The following is a 16,565-nucleotide window of genomic DNA, read 5'->3' on the forward strand; positions in this document are numbered from 1 at the left end:
AGCCTCAGCACCTCACTGCCATCTAGTTCCCAAGGTCATGTTGCTTTCAGGCTATTCGGCGAAGCTACGCAACCCCTGCATCATCATGAAACGTTGATGTCGAAGGGCGGCGATACCCCCCCTCCAACATCAAGCGTCACGGCACATTGAGAAGCACAGCGCGAACGATACGATCTGCCTACAGCTTCTCCGTCAGTTCGGGCACAATCTTGAACAGGTCGCCGACCAGGCCGATGTCCGCGACCTGGAAGATCGGCGCATCCTCGTCCTTGTTGATCGCGATGATGACCTTCGAGTCTTTCATGCCCGCGAGATGCTGGATCGCACCCGAGATGCCGACCGCGACATACACTTCGGGGGCCACGATCTTGCCCGTCTGGCCGACCTGATAATCGTTCGGCGCATAGCCCGCATCGACCGCGGCGCGAGACGCGCCGACGCCGGCGCCGAGCTTGTCGGCGAGCGGATCGATCATCTCGTGGAACTTCTCGCCCGATCCAAGCGCGCGGCCGCCCGAGACGATGATCTTGGCGCTCGTCAGTTCGGGACGCGTGTTCGCCGCGATTTCCGAACCCGCAAAGGTCGAGAGACCCTTGTCACCGGTTGATGCGACCGCCTCAATCTCGCCCGATCCGCCCTCGGTCGCAGCCTTGTCGAATGCCGTGCCGCGCACCGTGACGACCTTCTTCGCGTCTGACGACTGGACCGTCGCAATCGCGTTGCCGGCGTAGATCGGCCGCGTGAACGTGTCTTCACTCTCGACCGACAGGATGTCGCTGATCTGCATGACATCGAGCAACGCGGCCACACGAGGGGCGATGTTCTTGCCGTGGGTCGTCGACGGCGCGACGAACGCGTCGTGATGCCCCATCAGCTCGACGATCAGCGGGGCAACGTTCTCGGCGAGTGCATGCGCGAACGCCGCGTCGTCAGCGACATGCACCTTGCCAACGCCAGCAATCTTCGCGGCCGCCGCGGCGACACCGTTGACGCCCTGGCCCACGACCAGCAGATGGACTTCACCGAGCTGCGATGCGGCGGTCACTGCCGAAAGCGTGGCATCCTTGACGACCGCGCCGTCATGTTCGACCCAGACGAGCGTTTTCACTTTGAAATCCCCATGGCTGCGAGTTTCATCACGAGTTCGTCGACATCGGCGACCTTGATCCCGGCTGAGCGCTTGCCTGGTTCGATCACCTTCAGCGTGGTGAGGCGCGGTGTCACGTCGACGCCAAAATCGGCGGGCATCTTCTGCGCCATCGGCTTCGACTTCGCCTTCATGATGTTGGGCAGTGACGCATAGCGCGGCTCGTTGAGGCGAAGATCGGTGGTGATGATCGCGGGCAGCTTGAGCGTGTCCGTCTCGGCACCGCCATCGACTTCGCGCGTCACGTTGACCGAACCGTCAGCAATTTCGACCTTCGACGCAAACGTGCCCTGGCCCCAGTTCAGTAGGCCGGCGAGCATCTGGCCGGTCTGGTTGTTGTCGTCGTCGATCGCCTGCTTGCCGAGGATGACGAGGTCAGGCTTTTCCTCCTCGACGATCTTGGCGAGGATCTTGGCGACGCCGAGCGGCTCGACCTTGGTCTCGCTGACGACGAGGATCGCACGGTCGGCACCCATCGCCAGCGCGGTGCGGAGCGTTTCCTGGCTCTTCTGCTCGCCGATCGAAACGACGACGATCTCGGTGACGCCGTTGTCCTTCAGACGGATGGCTTCTTCGACCGCGATCTCATCGAATGGGTTCATGCTCATCTTGACGTTCGCCAGATCGACGCCCGTTCCGTCCGCCTTCACGCGAGGCTTCACGTTGTAGTCAAGCACGCGCTTGACCGGCACCAGCACCTTCATAGTGTTGCTCCAAATTCCTGTTGTACCTTCGGCACGCAATTGAAAAAGGCACGCCGAATTGATTTTCGACCTGGCTCGGTCTGCCGCCCCACCGATGATATCGCGACCGACCGAAAGGTTTTCCGCAATCCGTCTGGTGGAGCACGACAGACCGGGAACGGCCACACGTCTCCTGCGGAACGTAGCTGCGCATCACTTGGGGGTTCGTCGAATTTTTTCGCTGCTTCTCGAACCATTTGGAACGATGAGGTTTGAAGTTCTCTGGCTCCCGGGCTTGGCCTAAAATGCAAGCTGCGCGTTTCAACGGACGAAAGCCTTACGATCAGGAGGCTGCCCAGGAATGGCGACTGAAGCTGGTCGCTCGTCCCCAACTTCCGCCACGGGTACGTGGTCACGACCGATCGCGACCAGGCCACGCGCTCCGCACGGGTCCAGCATATCACCGACGTCGGACCGGAACGGCACATAACGTCGACAATCGTCGCGCCACATGCATCAGCGGCTTTGCTTGCTCGGTCATGCAGAGTGACCGTGCAGCATGGTCCCGTCGCTTCCGACGTCCCGCACCGTTTCATTCATCCAACCTCCTGGATCGGGCGTCGCGACCCATGTCTTCTGCGATCGGCCGTAGACGGACAGGCTCAGTTCAAAACTCGCTATCAGGTCATAAGCTAGTTTACAATACGGCGTCTTTGAGCCGCTGCACGGTTCATAATGCGCGTCGACCGTGCCGACGATCCTCCCACTATCGCGAAAGACCACACCTTTCGACTTGAACTGATCCGTCAGCCCTACCGCGCGCAAATGGTCCAAGGGCCCGACCAAAACCTCGAAGAAGCTCTACAGAGCTTAGATCGGTATATCTGCCTCGGCTGCGCGGGGCCAGATCGATAAGCCGTGAAAACTTCAATCGAGCGCTTGCGCTCTCGGCGGTCGGCAGTCGGCAGTCGGCAGTCGACAGCGAGACATCCCAGTGCGGGAGATAAGCCAGAGACAAGTTACGTCCCGGCCCCGAACCACGCGAGAACTCTTTTCCAGATGTGAGACCTAAACGTCGCCTCGCTATCCGAGCCAACCTGATGCGGCCGAGCCGAAAAGCTGGCCCAAGACCAATATTGCCTACGCTATGCCAAACCACATTTTATCAAAAGCATGCTCAGATTTGTAGGCGATGATCATGGATAAGCACCCGCGGCAATTCAACTTTGCATTCGGCCCAAAAAGTTACGCGAGCTTCTAAAGCGGTTGAGAGTTCGCATCGCCATCCTCTAAAGGAAGATCAATATCTTTCGCCTCATCGGAGGATGAAGCCGGATCGGTAGCGGGGGCCGGAGTTTTATCGATTTCATCGGAGCGCGCTTTGTCATCGTCGGTCATGAAATGATCCCTTCTGTCGATCGCTTACAACTATGGCGCAAGACCGAGGTTCCAATGCTCCGCAGCAGGAGGAAGGTGGAATCAGTCCTACGACCCGCGCGGCGCTGGGTTGACGAGAGTCATCAGCTTCCGAGCCGTAGCAACCCGCTTCTGACGACAAATTCGCCCGTGCTCGCCGCCGTGGCACGGCGAGACTGAGCGCAAGAGTACCGAATTGCCTCCCTTGGAGGAGGCATCCTCCGGCTTTGCCTGCAACGCGTTCTGTGGCAAACGTCGTGTGCTCGATTCCGGGCTCGTGGAACTGATGTGCTTCAAGAAGATCTCCTGGCACGGCGCGCTTTTCTGATGGCGAGAGCTATCGCGGCCGACGGACAAGGGGCCGAGGTTTCACCCTCCGACCGCTCCTCGTGACCGCTGCCGCAGACGTATCCAGGCCACGACGGCTGTCGAAGGAGACGCGGGTCGCCGAAATCATGAAGGCATCACGCGCCCTTTTCCGCGAACGTGGCGCTGAAGATTTCCTCACATCGGAGCTGGCCGAGCGCTGCGGAATCTCCGAGGGCACGATATACAAGTACTTCGCGAGCCGTCGAGATCTGCTGGTGCAAGTCGCGGAGGAGTGGTTTGAGGAGTTCCTCGAAGAGGGACATCCACACGACAGGGATCTCCCGTTCCGCGAACGACTATTGCAGGTCATTCGAAGAAATCTGACCATAATCCGCTCCGAACCGTCGTTGACGCGCTTCCTGCTTGCCGATCTTCGCGCCGACCCGGGTTATCGCTCGATGCGGATTTATGAGCAAAACCGTCGGGTGGGCCGGGGCATCACCGACATCATCAACGACGGGATCGCGAGCGGTGCGCTCCGCCCCGACGTCCAGGCACGCACGCTGCGAAACATGATCCAGGGCTGCATCGAATATCAGATCTGGTCCTACCTCCGCGGCGAGGGAGACTTTTCCGTCGAACAGTCAGCTCAAAATATCACGGACATCGTCGTGCGCGGAGTCGCCACGGAAACAGTTCATACGGGGGCGCTCGACGACGCAGTCGCACGGATCGAAGCAGCCGCGACGCGGTTCGAACGGCTTGTTCCCCCGGCTGAACTTGGACTAACGAGGTCGTCTCCGGGTTAGCGTCTCGTTGAACCGCGAGGCATCGCCTGTTGATCATGCAAGGGGCCATTTGGTGAGAGTGGCTCATTTGCCCGTTCCAGTTGCTCGTGCGGCCTTCTCAGGCTTGCTGCGAACCTATAGAGGCGATCCAGTCAGCTGGGGATTCCCGACGCGGCAGCGCCAAGTGAGCTTGACTCATTAGCGAGTAGCCACTAGATTGATAATACCAAGAAGCTGCCGGCCCCGGCATGATGCGAGCGAGCTCTTGCTTCGGCACAACGTGACGAGGCGTCGAGCATGGTTCGTTGAGTGGCTGATTCGAGGGCAATCCGTCGGGCCCCGGCAGTTGCAGAAGGGCTCGAGTAGCGTTGGAGTTTGTCATGAAAACGCATGTGATGGGCATCGATTTCGGCTCGACTACGGCGAAGGCTGTTATAATCGATCTCGATGGTGCGATTGTCGCGGCGCGCGTCTCCCACATGGGCGCGGTGAGCGATCAGGCAGTAAAGGAGGCGGTCGCTGGCGCCTTGGCGGAGGCAGGCCTGACACAGGAGGATATGGGGCGCACCGTCAGCACGGGCTACGGTCGTCGCATGCTCGATATAGCTGACAAAAACTTTACCGAGATCACCTGTCATGCCCGCGGCGCGGTTGCGATGGTGCCAGAGGCGCGCTTGGTCATCGACATCGGCGGGCAGGACAGCAAGGCGATCTCCGTCGACGCCAGCGGTTTGGTGGTCCAGTTCGCAATGAACGACCGCTGCGCCGCGGGATCCGGCAAGTTTCTCGAGGTGCTGGCTCGGGCCATGGAGATCCCCCTCGAGGAGATGGGAGATCTCGCGATGGAGGCGACGCAGGAGCTGAAGATCTCCAGCATATGCGCCACCTTCGCCGAAACCGAGGTAATCTCTCTACGTGCCGAGGGCAATTCGAAGCCGGATGTGCTCGGCGCCGTTCACGCCGCGATCGCTAATCGGACGATCGGACTTGTCAGCAGAATTGGCAAGATAGGTCCCGTGGTTATGACGGGGGGCGTCGCACGAAACAGGGCGGCAGTGCATCATATCGAGAAAATGCTGGGCTTGCCCATTATCCTACCGGCTCGTCCGCAGGTCGCCGGCGCATTGGGCGCTGCGCTCATCGGCCTTGACGACTATCTCGCGGAGCGGGCGAAGAACAGCAGACCAGCCGAAGACGATCATCTCGAGCAGGAGATGGCGTTCAGCGGGCTGTGCGCTCCGGCGTGCAAGGGCGATCCGACCGCAGCGCGCACCCTGGCGAAACTTGGTGCCGGAAACGGATAGCGCTTCCAGCGATGAGCCAGCGATGAGTGAGTCCCGTAAGGGCGACATCGCGCTCTGAGCATCGGATACGTATCCGGCAAATCAAATTTCGCTGATCTTCTTTGTCGACGGGAAAAACAATGGGCAGGGTAAATGAAATCCTCGAAATGCTGGGTCGGATAGCCGAAGACCCCAGGACGTACATCGAGAACTGGAAGCTGATCCACGGTCGCAAGGCCATTGGCATCCTACCGATGAACTTTCCGGCCGAACTCGTCCACGCAGCGGGCGCATTGCCGGTCGTCTTACAGGACAGCAGGGTGCCCATCACATTGGGGCGCAGCCTCATCTTCGAATACTACTGCGGCTACTCGCGCAGCCTCGTCGATCAGGCGGCCACCCATCAACTCGATATGCTCGACGGCATGTTCATCGTCGATCATTGCGTGGCGCTGCTGGGCGCGATGGACTCGGTGCGCTTCGCCCTGCCGGACATGCCGGTCTACCTTGCTCAGTTCACTGCCTCGATGGACGAGCCTTGGAGTCCGGCTCAGGTCCGGGGGGAAATAGGAGAGCTTCAGAAGAGGCTCGCAAGATTGTGCGAGTCCGACATTTCAGAATCAGCACTGCAAGGCAGCATCGAGCTATTCAATCGAGATCGTCGACTGCTTCGCGAGGTTTACAAACTACGGCGATCGGGACGTATCTCCATCAGCGCCGCGGAGATGCAGGTGCTGGTTAAGTCGGCGATGGTCATGGATGTCGAGGAGCATGGCATTCTGATGCTCGAGTTGCTCGGCTCCATCGAGATTGAGCGCCGTCCATCGAGCGAAGGCGTGCGCCTGCATTTCTCCGGACATTTCTGCCACGCGCCTCGTCCCGAACTGCTCGATCTGATCGAAAGCTGCGGCGCGACGGTCGTCGATGACGATCTCTTCACGGGCTATCGGTACATCTCGACCGACGTACCGACGGACGACGATGCCTTGTCCAGTCTTACCCGCTGGTACTTCGACCGCAACAACAACGTTCCATGTTCCACGCGCGCGCAGAAGACGGTAGATTGGGAAAGCTATCTACTTCAAACGGTTGCTGCCGACAGTTCGGAGGGGGTCGTCATCCTCATGCCGAAATTCTGCGAGCCCCACATGCTCTACTACCCGGAGTTGCGCAAAGCTCTACTCGATAAGGGTATTCCGCATCTTCTTCTCGAAACCGAGCACGAAGGACTTGCACTCGAGAATGTTCGAGTTCGAATGGAAGCGTTCGTCGAGACGATCAAGCGACGCTTGGCGGTGAGTCGTGAACTTGCGTAGTCAACTCAGAAAAGGAAGTCTACCATGTCTCTTATTCTAGGAAATCCGGAACCGAAGACGTTCATCCCGACTGCCAGTGCCCCGTCGAACCGGTTGCTGAGCACTCGCGCTGGCGGCGCTCTAGTCAAAGACTATTGGGACCGTCTGTTCACAGCTCGTGAACGTGGAGCGACCGTGGTCTGGTACAACGGTGCGGCGTTGAATCCGATCTTCCAAGCTGCAGGCATTGAATGGTGCCATGGGGAGGCTTTCGGAGCCAGATTAGCGGCCATGCATCTCGAAGGCCCCGCGCAGCGGACCGGCGAAGAGTACGGCTACAACAACGAGTTGTGCTCCTACGCCCGAACCACGCTTGGCTGCGCCGTACTGACGAAGCAAAACAACGAAGCCTCAACATCGCCGTTGATGCCGGCCGCCGACGTGTTGGCGAGCCGACTGCCCCCTCCCGATCTCTTTGTGAACGCCTACGCCGGCTGCAGCACCGGACAGCAGTGGGACGAGATCTCCTACCGACTGTTCAACAAGGAACTGCCGTTCTTCAAGGTTTCCTATCCGCTTCTTTGGGGGAACAATCCGGACGATGGTTATTTGAAGGGGGAGGAGTGGGAGCGGGGATCGCGCTACATCGCAGCACAGATCTACAAGCTCATCGAATTTCTCGAAGCATACACAAAGCGCAAATTCGACTGGGACGCGCTGCGCGAGTCGATGCACTACATCAAACGCGCAAGCGAGTTGAGGCTCGAGGCAATGGCGCTTTGCCGCGCCATGCCTGCTCCTGCGACGTTCTGGGATTGGATCGCCAGCATCGCGCCCATCAACTTCCTGCCAGGCAATCAGGCGCTCGTGGATTATTTCGCCGGCGTCAAAGCGGAGATCGAACAGCGATTAATCGACGGCGTCGCTGCGCTGCCGAACGAACGCTATAGGCTTGCCTTCGACGGCATCATGAACTGGAACAAGGTGGGCTGGCTTGCAAACAAGTTCGCGGAAAACGACGCAGCCGTCATGGTCGGTCGCTACACGCACAACTCCTTCTGGCACGAGCCCCAGCTCATCGATCCCGACGACCCCATCCTGGGCATGGCGCAGCATTATCTCCTGTGCCCGTTCAACCACAACGCGCGAACCTTGGGGCAGCTGCTTCTGCGGGAATGCGAAACCTACGGCGTCGAGGGAGTGGTGTTCCACGCCACGCGTACATGCCGATCGTCGTCGAACGGCCAGATGGTGATGGCGCAGATGGCTCAGCGGGCCGGCCTGCAGACCATGTTCTTCGAAGGCGATGTCGCCGACGAGTCCTTCTACAAGGACTCCGTACTGGAAAGTCGCCTGGAAGCTATGCTGGAGACAATCGACGTCCGCCGTGGCTTGAACTGAGGCTCAAATCGATCGAGCGACGTCCGAATTGACATGAGGGCGGCGATATCGGGAGTCAGCGTTGTGGATCAGCGCGAAAGTGGCCCGCGTCTTGAGCGAGGCAACTGGTGTGATCTTTTGCAAAGCACGGGTTATGAAGGGGTCCCGATCAGCGCCGATCGGGGCCCCTGGCTATGTTAAGCTTCGACGAAGATTCAATAGCTTGGTCGTGTCCCCGCTGGTGGTGTAGCTCAGCGGTAGTGAAGCTGACCGGTCGCGCGCTATCATCCAGCGCTGTAGCGGCCGGTCAGGTTCACGGGTGGCCATCGAAGATCTTCGGATAGGTTTGGGTTGCAAGACTCAACCAACGGAGACCTTCGATGACCGACGATACGATGAACCTGCAAGCGCTGGTGGGAAAGAGCGCGGATGCAGATTTCCTACGCGAAATGATTGGCTTTGCCGCGCAGCGGCTGATGGACCTGGAGGTCGGTAGTCTGACCGGCGCGGGTTATGGCGAGAAGAGCAGTGACCGCCTCGCGCAACGTAACGGTTACCGCGAGCGGGACTGGGAAACGCGGGCCGGCACCGTTGAACTGCGTATCCCCAAGCTGAGGACGGGCAGCTACTTTCCCGCCTTTCTGGAGCCCCGGCGCCTTTCCGAGAAAGCGCTAACCGCAGTCGTCCAGGAGGCATACATCCAGGGCATCTCGACCCGTTCGGTCGACGATTTGGTGAAGGCCATGGGTATGAGCGGCATCTCGAAAAGCCAGGTGAGCCGGCTTTGCGAGGAGATCGACGTCCGCGTGAAGGCGTTCCTCGAGCGCCCCATTGAAGGCGACTGGCCATACGTGTGGGTCGACGCGACGTACCTGAAAGTGCGTCAGGCTGGTCGGATCGTCTCGGTCGCGGTCACCATTGCGGTCGGCGTGAACGGTGACGGCAGGCGCGAGGTGCTCGGCATGGCGATCGGTGCGTCGGAGGCCGAGACATTCTGGACAGACTTCCTCCGCGGCCTCGCGCGGCGGGGCCTACGCGGCGTGAAACTCATCATCTCGGATGCCCACGAGGGCATCAAAGCTGCCGTCTCACGCGTGTTCAGCGCCACGTGGCAGCGGTGCCGCGTACATTTCGCGCGCAACGCTACGGCCCATGCCGGCAAGAGCGGGCGGCGCGTCGTCTCGGCCTTCATCGCCACCGCGTACGCACAGGAGACGCCCGAAGCCGCCAAGGGTCAGTGGCGCAAGGTCGCCGATCAACTCAGGCCCAATGTCCCCAAGCTCGCGAAGCTCATGGACACTGCCGAGGAGGACGTGCTCGCGTACATGTCGTTCCCGCCACAGCATCGCACCAAGCTGCACAGCACCAATCCACTCGAACGCCTCAACGGCGAGATCAAGCGGCGCACCAATGTCGTCGGCATCTTCCCCAACGAGGATGCCATCACCCGGCTGGTCGGCGCCTTGCTGCTCGAGCAAAACGATGAGTGGGCGGTTCAGCGGGGCCGTTACATGACACTGGAAAGCGTGACGCAATTGGGCGATGATACCACCGTCACGTTGTCGTCCATGACGGCGTAATCGACCCGGCCCTGCCCGGAGATCAAAGCGGCTACGCCGCTGAAGCTACACCACGCGGTGGGACACGATCGAAACTCGTTCCGCGTTCGTGCATTTACCACCCGAGTTCCACGTTCAGAGCTTACCTCAAGCCGCAGACGGTGCCGCATGTCCAAGCCTATTAAGATCGATTTCGTCTCCGACGTTTCCTGCCCATGGTGCATCATCGGCTTGCGCGGGCTCGAGGAGGCGCTGGCTCGCACTGGCGAACTGATTGATGCCGACATCACCTTCCAGCCGTTTGAGCTAAACCCGCAGATGGGCAGCAACGGGCAGAATATCGGCGAGCACGTTGCCGAGAAATACGGATCCTCGCCCGAACAGTCCGCAACGAACCGCGCGATGATCCGTGACCGCGCCGCCGATCTCGGCTTCACTATCAAGATGTCGGATACGAGCCGGATCTACAACACATTCGACGCCCACCGCCTGCTGCATTGGGCGCAGATGGAGGGCAAGCAGGTGGCGCTCAAGCATGCCTTGTTCGACGCCTATTTCACCAACCAACAGGACCCCTCCGATCATATGGTGCTGGCCGCCGCTGCCGCGGAGGTCGGGCTGGATCCCGCACGCGCCGCCGAGATCCTGGCCGGCGACCTGTACACGCTCGAGGTCCGCGCCGCCGAGCAGCTCTGGCAATCTCACGGCATCAGCGCAGTGCCCGCAGTCGTCAACAACGATCGCTATTTGATCTCGGGCGGGCAGCCGCCGGAGGCTTTCGAAAAGGCGCTGCGCGAGATCGCTGCCGCAGCCTGATCCTATCCGTAAATCACGACGAAAGACATAGTCCCATGCCCAGTCTGTTCGACCCCTACACGCTCGGCTCAATGGCCCTTGCCAACCGCATCGTGATGGCCCCGCTCACCCGCAACCGTGCCGCCGAAGGCCTCGTGCCCGGTCCGTTCGCTGCAGAATATTACGCGCAGCGCGCATCGGCCGGGCTGCTGATCGCCGAGGCAACGCAAATCTCGCAGCAGGGCCAAGGCTATCAGGATACGCCGGGAATCTATTCCGACGCGCAGGTTGCGGGCTGGCGCACCGTGACCGACCGCGTCCACGCCGCTGGCGGCCGGATCTTTCTCCAGCTCTGGCATGTCGGCCGCGTCTCGCACGCGGACCTCCAGCCCAACGGCGGCGCCCCGGTTGCGCCCTCGCCGATCCGCGCCGACACCAAAACTTACGTTGGCGGCACCTTTGTCGATTGCTCCGAGCCCCGCTCGCTCGAACACCACGAGCTTCCTGGCATCGTCGAGGATTTCCGCCGCGGTGCCGCCAACGCGATCCGCGCCGGGTTCGACGGGGTCGAAGTGCACGGTGCCAACGGCTATCTGCTTGATCAGTTCGCGAAGGACGGCGCCAACCACCGCGACGATGCCTATGGCGGCAGCATCGAAAACCGCGCGCGGCTGATGCTCGAGGTCACGCAGGCCGTCGTCGCAGAGGTGGGCGCCCAATGCACCGGCATCCGCATCTCGCCCGTGACGCCGGCCAACGGCATTTCGGACAGCGATCCACAGCCGCTTTTCGAGCACATTGTCGATGCGCTGAGCGCCCTCGATCTGGTCTATCTCCACGTCATCGAAGGCGCCACCGGCGGGCCGCGCGACATTGCGCCGTTCGACTATGGCGCGCTGCGCCGCCGCTTCGCCAACGCCTATATGGCGAACAACGGCTATACGCTCGAGCTCTCCAAGCAGGCACTAACCGCCGGCGATGCCGATCTCATCGCGTTTGGTCAGGCGTTCATCGCCAACCCCGATCTTGTCGAACGTCTCAGACGGAACGCACCCCTCAACGCAATCGATCAGGACACGCTTTATGGCGGCGGTGCCAAGGGTTATTCCGACTATCCAACGCTTGAAACGCAGGACGCCTGACGCGCCAAGGGCCGCACGATGGTGCGGCCTGACTCGCATCGTGCGCATTCGCACTGAATTATCCGTCAAAAGGCATGGCGCCGAAAGTCGCGCAGTGGAAGTGCCCTGGTTCGAAGGCTGTGATTCAGCGTCGAGCGAAACCCCGCTGGATTTCCGAAACCCGATCGAGACAGCGCCGGCCATCTCGAAAAGCGGCTTCGGTGCCCGAAGCGCAGAGGTGAGCCATACACTTTCCATCGCGTTGAACACGTTAGCCCCTCGTGGCTGGACAGGCACACGGCCCGTTCCCCTATCAGCACGGCAATGTGGACCCATAATAGATGGAATGTTGGACATGATAGCGTCGCCAGTCGGTCGGGGTCGCCCCCGCGAGTTCGACATTGATAAAGCACTAGCAGCGGCTTTGGCTGTCTTCTGGCACCTGGGCTACGAAGGCGCGTCGATGTCGGACCTTACCAACGCGATGGGCATGGGTAAGCCAAGCGTCTATGCTACCTTCGGCAATAAGGAAGCCTTGTTTCAAAAAGCTCTGGATCTCTACGAACGAGAAAAACTGACTTACATGACCTCCGCGCTGGTTGCGCCAACAGCCCGCGGTGTTGCTGATCGATTGCTGCGTGGAGCGCTCGACATGCAGTTGAGCCCGCAAAATCCAAAAGGCTGTTTAGGCGTCGCAGCCATGACGGCTTGCGGTGCTGAAGCGCAATCAATCAAGACAGAAGTCATCAAGCGCCGAGGGGTAGCCGAAGCGGCCCTTGTCAATCGATTCGAGCAAGCCGTAATCGATGGTGATGTTTCAGAAAAGTACACGGCCACGGCACTCGCTCGTTTTCTTTTCTCGCTACTTCAGGCTTTGGCGATCCAAGGTGGATCAGGTGCGACAAACCAGGAACTCACAGATTTAGTCGAAACTAGTATGTCAATTTGGCCGACAAGGTAAGCAATTGCGGATGAGTAAGAGAGGCAGTATCTCTCAGTTCGCGATCGTTTTTACGTAGAGGCGCTGTCGATTCTACCTTCGGCTACCGCTCCATCACCGGAACTGCCCGTATGAATGGACAATCCGCGCCCGGCACCGTCCCCGCGATCGATTATCTATCCGAAGCGCGCCGAAAAAAATTGAGGTGGACATCGTGCAAGTATGGGCGTCTCAATCCCTCATAAATCGCCGCGGCGACCCCGCCGACAAAGATCTCTTCGGATTAGGAAGTGGCATCGTGACATTGGTCCAGTCAACTATCTGGACCACGCTATGCGCAGTCGCGATGTCGAACGCAGCGGCGATCGCCGGTCCGGTATTCGCGGCCGCAGTCTGAGTGACAGAGAATTGATATTGGCCGATGATCGTCTTTGCGGTTTGGTCAAGAAGGATCGCATGGCCGTTAATATGGATGGCCGGCGCCATATCTGGACCTGTCGCGTAGCTGGCTTCGAAACGCTCGACCGAAACCGTCAGGAGCGCATCGGCACGTCCCGCACTTCCTCGGGTCGCGACGGCGATGTCGGGTGCCCTGGATGCTACGGTCTCTCCTATGGCGGCCGCATAAAGGAGGGGTGCAGCCGTCACCCACCGCATGTCCTTGATATATGACGTCGCATTGCCCTGGGTCGTGAGGATCCGGTCGCCGCTCGTTTCTGGCGAGAACTGTGGCATTGGCAGCGCGAGAATTCGCCTTGGGACAGCGGCCGGGCCCGACGCGTTCGCGCCCGGCGTCCTACCAAAGCGGTACAAAGCGTCGGGTTTCCCGCCGCCGAGCAGGGTGCCGACGCACCCGCTCAGTGCTAATAGGCTGGCGGCCGTCAGTGCTGCGCGGAATCCGTGACTGGTGCTCATTTCTGTAGTTCCCGTTCCTTACCCGCGCCCTTGATCAACGTCCCGCGCGGGTCCTGCTGGATCCGTCGGATCAGCGTGTCGAGGTTGTCGGACGTGTCCTGGAGGCTCCGCATCGTGTCCGCGATCTGCGGCAGCGTCGACGATCCGATTGTACTTCCCTGCGCCGAGATATCTGCGAGGACCCCTCGCGCCTGGGTCATGGTTGCCTTGAGGTCCGCTGCGGCATCGGCGGCGTTGGCAACGGCGCGTTTTCCGTCACCGTCCACCAAGCCCCGCACGCTGCTCATCGTCGCCTGCGCATCGGCCATCGTCGTATCGAACCGAGCCAGCGCCGATGCGGCATTACCAAACATGGCGCGGTTGGCAGAGAGCTCGCCCGACACCTGCTTCAGGTCACCCATCGCGCCGGTAAGGTTCGCAATGTTGCGATCCGAGAGCAGCTTGTTCACCCGGTCGAGCGCCATTGTGGCGTTCTCGACCATCTGTCCTCCGCCTTGCAGCAGCGACGCAAGCGCGTTCGGCTTTGAATGGATAATGGGCGGATGGTCGCGACTGACATCGCGCAGCAGTGGCTTGCTGTTCGACCCAGCGCTGATCGAAACGGCATTCAGACCTGAGATGCCCTGCATCTCCGTGCTGCCCAATGAGTCTGTGCGTACTGGCGTATCGTGGTCGATCTCCACGTCGACCAGAATCTTGGTTGCATCATTAGGCGCGAGGCGCACGTTCTTGACCTCACCGACCTTGATGCCGTTGAACTGGACTTCGCCACCCTTGCTGACTCCGCGGATCGGGCCCTGAAAGACGATACGGTAGCGATCGTTCTTATCTCCGACCTGGAAATTTCCGAGCCAGAGGACGAACACGATCCCGCCTATGACGAGTAGCGTGGTCAGCACACCGACCAGCGCGTAGTTGGCATGGCGTTCCATTAGCCGTTCTTCTCCTGCACAGCGCGCCCACGCGGGCCACCGAAATATGATTTGATCCAGGGGTGATCGGATCGCTCTAGCGCCTCGATCGTATCGATCGCGGCCACCTTGCGGTCGGCGAGCACTGCCACCCGGTCGCAATTCGCGTAGAGTGAGTCCAGATCGTGCGTTACCATGAAGACGGTCAGGCCAAGCGCATCGCGCAGCCCGCGGATCAACGCGTCAAATTCCTCCGCGGCGATCGGATCGAGCCCGGCGGTCGGCTCGTCCAGGAACAACAGTTCTGGGTCCAGAGCGATCGCGCGTGCCACGCCGGCCCGCTTGCGCATGCCACCGGAAAGCTCGGACGGCTTCTTTGAGCCCGCGTCATCAGCGAGACCAGCCAATCTGATTTTGAGTTCTGCAAGCCCGCTAAGGAAGGCTGGAGCAAACTTGGTATGTTCGATCAGCGGCGCCTCGACGTTTTCACGCACGGTGAGTGAAGAGAACAACGCGCCGCTCTGGAACATCACGCCGATGCGTTTGACGATCTCACGGTTCTGAACGCTGTCATGAATATGACGTCCGAGCACCTCGACGGTGCCCGCGTCGGGCGTCTTCAGGCCGAGGATCGTTTCGAGCAGAACAGACTTTCCGGTCCCGGATCCCCCAACTAGGCCAAGGATTTCACCGCGCCTGACATCGAGGTCGAGATTCTCGTGGATTACGGTCGATCCGAAAGCCGTACGCAGTCCGCGTATACGTATGACGACCTCGTGATCGGCTGTGCCACCGCTGGTAGCGTCTGTTGCGCCCTTCACAGACCTGCCTGCTTGAAAAGAACAGCGAAAAGCGCATCGAACATGATGATCATGAAGATCGACTGGACGACCGAACTGGTCACCTTGGCGCCGAGGCTCTCCACGTCGCCCTCGACTTCCAGTCCTTGGCGGCATCCAGTCGTCGCAACCACCAGTGCGAACAGCGGAACCTTCGCCATACCGACCCAAAATTGTTGGGCGCCAACAGAATCAACGAGACGCTGGAAAAAGAAGGTTGGTTCGATCTCCATCATTGTCCGTGCGACGAGCATACCGCCGACGATACCCCCTAGGTCGGCGACGACAGTCATCAGCGGCAACATGATCAGCGCAGCCAGTACTCGTGGGATTACAAGCGCGTCGAAGATATCGACGCCCATCACGCGCATCGCATCGACTTCCTGGTTCATCCGCATTGAACCGAGTTGCGCTGTGAAGGCTGAGGCAGAACGTCCGGCAAACAAGATCGCGGCAATCACGGGTCCGAATTCGCGCAGGATTCCGATCCCTACGAGCTCAACGGAATAGACCGTAACGCCGAGCGTCTGAAGCATGTTGCTGCCGACGAGCGCGAGCACGGCGCCAATGAAGAACGTCATTACCGCGACAATGGGCAGACCGCCCAACCCGGCTTGTTCCATTGTTGCGACCAGCGCCGTAGTGCGCAGGCGCCGCGGGCGAACAATTGTTCTACCGAGTGCCAGAACCAACTGCCCTAAAAACGCCTGCTCGCGGTAGAAGGTCTGACCGACAGCGACGACCGCGCGACCGATGCGCTCGAAGCTTTGCCATGCGCCCCCGTGGCGTTTCGGGGAATGGGCAGGCTTTTCCAGGACAGGACGGATTAGTCCCGCGAGCGCGGCGAGATCGGGCCGCATTTTTTCGTCGAGATTTATTTCGCGGTCGCTCCCCAAGGCCTGCACAATCGCGTACGCGCCGGCGGTGTCGAGCCGACCCAGGTCTTCGACATCAATCCGAATTGCGCCGGAATGACCATGGATGTCGCGGGTAAGCCTTTCCGCGATATTTCCGAGACGCATCGTGACCCAATCACCGCGAAGCAGCAGCAGCGGCGTGCCGTCACGGTCTTTTAGGTTATAATTGGCGGCGATGCCACTCAAGGACGTACACCCTGACGTTTGCATGCCGTTTTCGATGTAGCCAATTTTTAAATCCCTGCCGCAAGGGGACGCGTACCCAAA

15 protein-coding genes are annotated in these 16,565 nt (G+C 60.2%); 8 read left to right on the top strand and 7 right to left on the bottom strand.

Features of this window, described 5'->3' with window-relative positions; all coding sequences use genetic code 11:
• Positions 1-178: 178 nt before the first annotated feature.
• The 3 genes from AC1MLZ_RS19780 to AC1MLZ_RS19790 form a co-directional block, all read right to left on the bottom strand.
• Positions 179-1,108: an electron transfer flavoprotein subunit alpha/FixB family protein gene (locus AC1MLZ_RS19780; protein ID WP_480961706.1), complete on the bottom strand. Its 930-nt coding sequence runs from the start codon at positions 1,106-1,108 to the stop codon at positions 179-181.
• On the bottom strand, positions 1,105-1,851 hold the full coding sequence (locus AC1MLZ_RS19785) for an electron transfer flavoprotein subunit beta/FixA family protein (protein WP_480961707.1): 747 nt from the start codon (positions 1,849-1,851) through the stop codon (positions 1,105-1,107). Before AC1MLZ_RS19785 ends, AC1MLZ_RS19780 begins: the two co-directional genes overlap by 4 nt.
• Before the next feature lie 1,236 nt (positions 1,852-3,087).
• Complete coding sequence (locus tag AC1MLZ_RS19790; protein ID WP_480961708.1) at positions 3,088-3,228, bottom strand: hypothetical protein; 141 nt, start codon at positions 3,226-3,228, stop codon at positions 3,088-3,090.
• A 473-nt stretch (positions 3,229-3,701) separates the two neighbouring features.
• On the opposite strand from AC1MLZ_RS19790, the gene AC1MLZ_RS19795 reads away from it, so the two are divergent.
• The 8 genes from AC1MLZ_RS19795 (at position 3,702) to AC1MLZ_RS19830 (ending at position 12,737) form a co-directional block, all read left to right on the top strand.
• Positions 3,702-4,364 (top strand): TetR/AcrR family transcriptional regulator, encoded by a 663-nt coding sequence (locus AC1MLZ_RS19795; RefSeq protein WP_480961709.1) that lies wholly within the window; start codon positions 3,702-3,704, stop codon positions 4,362-4,364.
• A gap of 359 nt (positions 4,365-4,723) precedes the next feature.
• The gene (locus AC1MLZ_RS19800) at positions 4,724-5,647 is read left to right on the top strand and encodes an acyl-CoA dehydratase activase (RefSeq protein WP_480961710.1); all 924 of its coding nucleotides are present in this window, start codon (positions 4,724-4,726) and stop codon (positions 5,645-5,647) included.
• Positions 5,648-5,766: 119 nt separating this feature from the next.
• Positions 5,767-6,942, top strand: coding sequence for a 2-hydroxyacyl-CoA dehydratase subunit D (locus AC1MLZ_RS19805; protein WP_480961711.1), 1,176 nt, complete (start codon positions 5,767-5,769; stop codon positions 6,940-6,942).
• 24 nt (positions 6,943-6,966) lie between these two features.
• A complete protein-coding gene (locus AC1MLZ_RS19810) occupies positions 6,967-8,322 on the top strand; it encodes a 2-hydroxyacyl-CoA dehydratase subunit D (protein WP_480961712.1) in 1,356 nt (451 codons plus the stop codon).
• 359 nt (positions 8,323-8,681) lie between these two features.
• Positions 8,682-9,881 (top strand): IS256 family transposase, encoded by a 1,200-nt coding sequence (locus AC1MLZ_RS19815; protein ID WP_480958258.1) that lies wholly within the window; start codon positions 8,682-8,684, stop codon positions 9,879-9,881.
• A gap of 147 nt (positions 9,882-10,028) precedes the next feature.
• Positions 10,029-10,676: a DsbA family oxidoreductase gene (locus AC1MLZ_RS19820; RefSeq protein ID WP_480961713.1), complete on the top strand. Its 648-nt coding sequence runs from the start codon at positions 10,029-10,031 to the stop codon at positions 10,674-10,676.
• Positions 10,677-10,711: 35 nt separating this feature from the next.
• On the top strand, positions 10,712-11,797 hold the full coding sequence (locus AC1MLZ_RS19825) for an alkene reductase (RefSeq protein ID WP_480961714.1): 1,086 nt from the start codon (positions 10,712-10,714) through the stop codon (positions 11,795-11,797).
• 325 nt (positions 11,798-12,122) lie between these two features.
• On the top strand, positions 12,123-12,737 hold the full coding sequence (locus AC1MLZ_RS19830; RefSeq protein ID WP_480961715.1) for a TetR/AcrR family transcriptional regulator: 615 nt from the start codon (positions 12,123-12,125) through the stop codon (positions 12,735-12,737).
• Between the two features lie 210 nt (positions 12,738-12,947).
• On the opposite strand, the gene AC1MLZ_RS19835 is transcribed toward AC1MLZ_RS19830, so the two are convergent.
• The 4 genes from AC1MLZ_RS19835 to AC1MLZ_RS19850 form a co-directional block, all read right to left on the bottom strand.
• Positions 12,948-13,631 (bottom strand): ABC-type transport auxiliary lipoprotein family protein, encoded by a 684-nt coding sequence (locus tag AC1MLZ_RS19835; protein ID WP_480961716.1) that lies wholly within the window; start codon positions 13,629-13,631, stop codon positions 12,948-12,950.
• The gene (locus tag AC1MLZ_RS19840) at positions 13,628-14,497 is read right to left on the bottom strand and encodes an MlaD family protein (RefSeq protein ID WP_480961717.1); all 870 of its coding nucleotides are present in this window, start codon (positions 14,495-14,497) and stop codon (positions 13,628-13,630) included. Before AC1MLZ_RS19840 ends, AC1MLZ_RS19835 begins: the two co-directional genes overlap by 4 nt.
• 65 nt (positions 14,498-14,562) lie before the next feature.
• A complete protein-coding gene (locus AC1MLZ_RS19845; RefSeq protein WP_480961718.1) occupies positions 14,563-15,363 on the bottom strand; it encodes an ABC transporter ATP-binding protein in 801 nt (266 codons plus the stop codon).
• Entirely contained in the window at positions 15,360-16,484 is a 1,125-nt protein-coding gene (locus tag AC1MLZ_RS19850; protein WP_480961719.1) for an MlaE family ABC transporter permease, read from the bottom strand. Before AC1MLZ_RS19850 ends, AC1MLZ_RS19845 begins: the two co-directional genes overlap by 4 nt.
• Positions 16,485-16,565 lie beyond the last annotated feature (81 nt).

It is taken from the genome of Sphingomonas sp. PEI4, assembly GCF_056679955.1.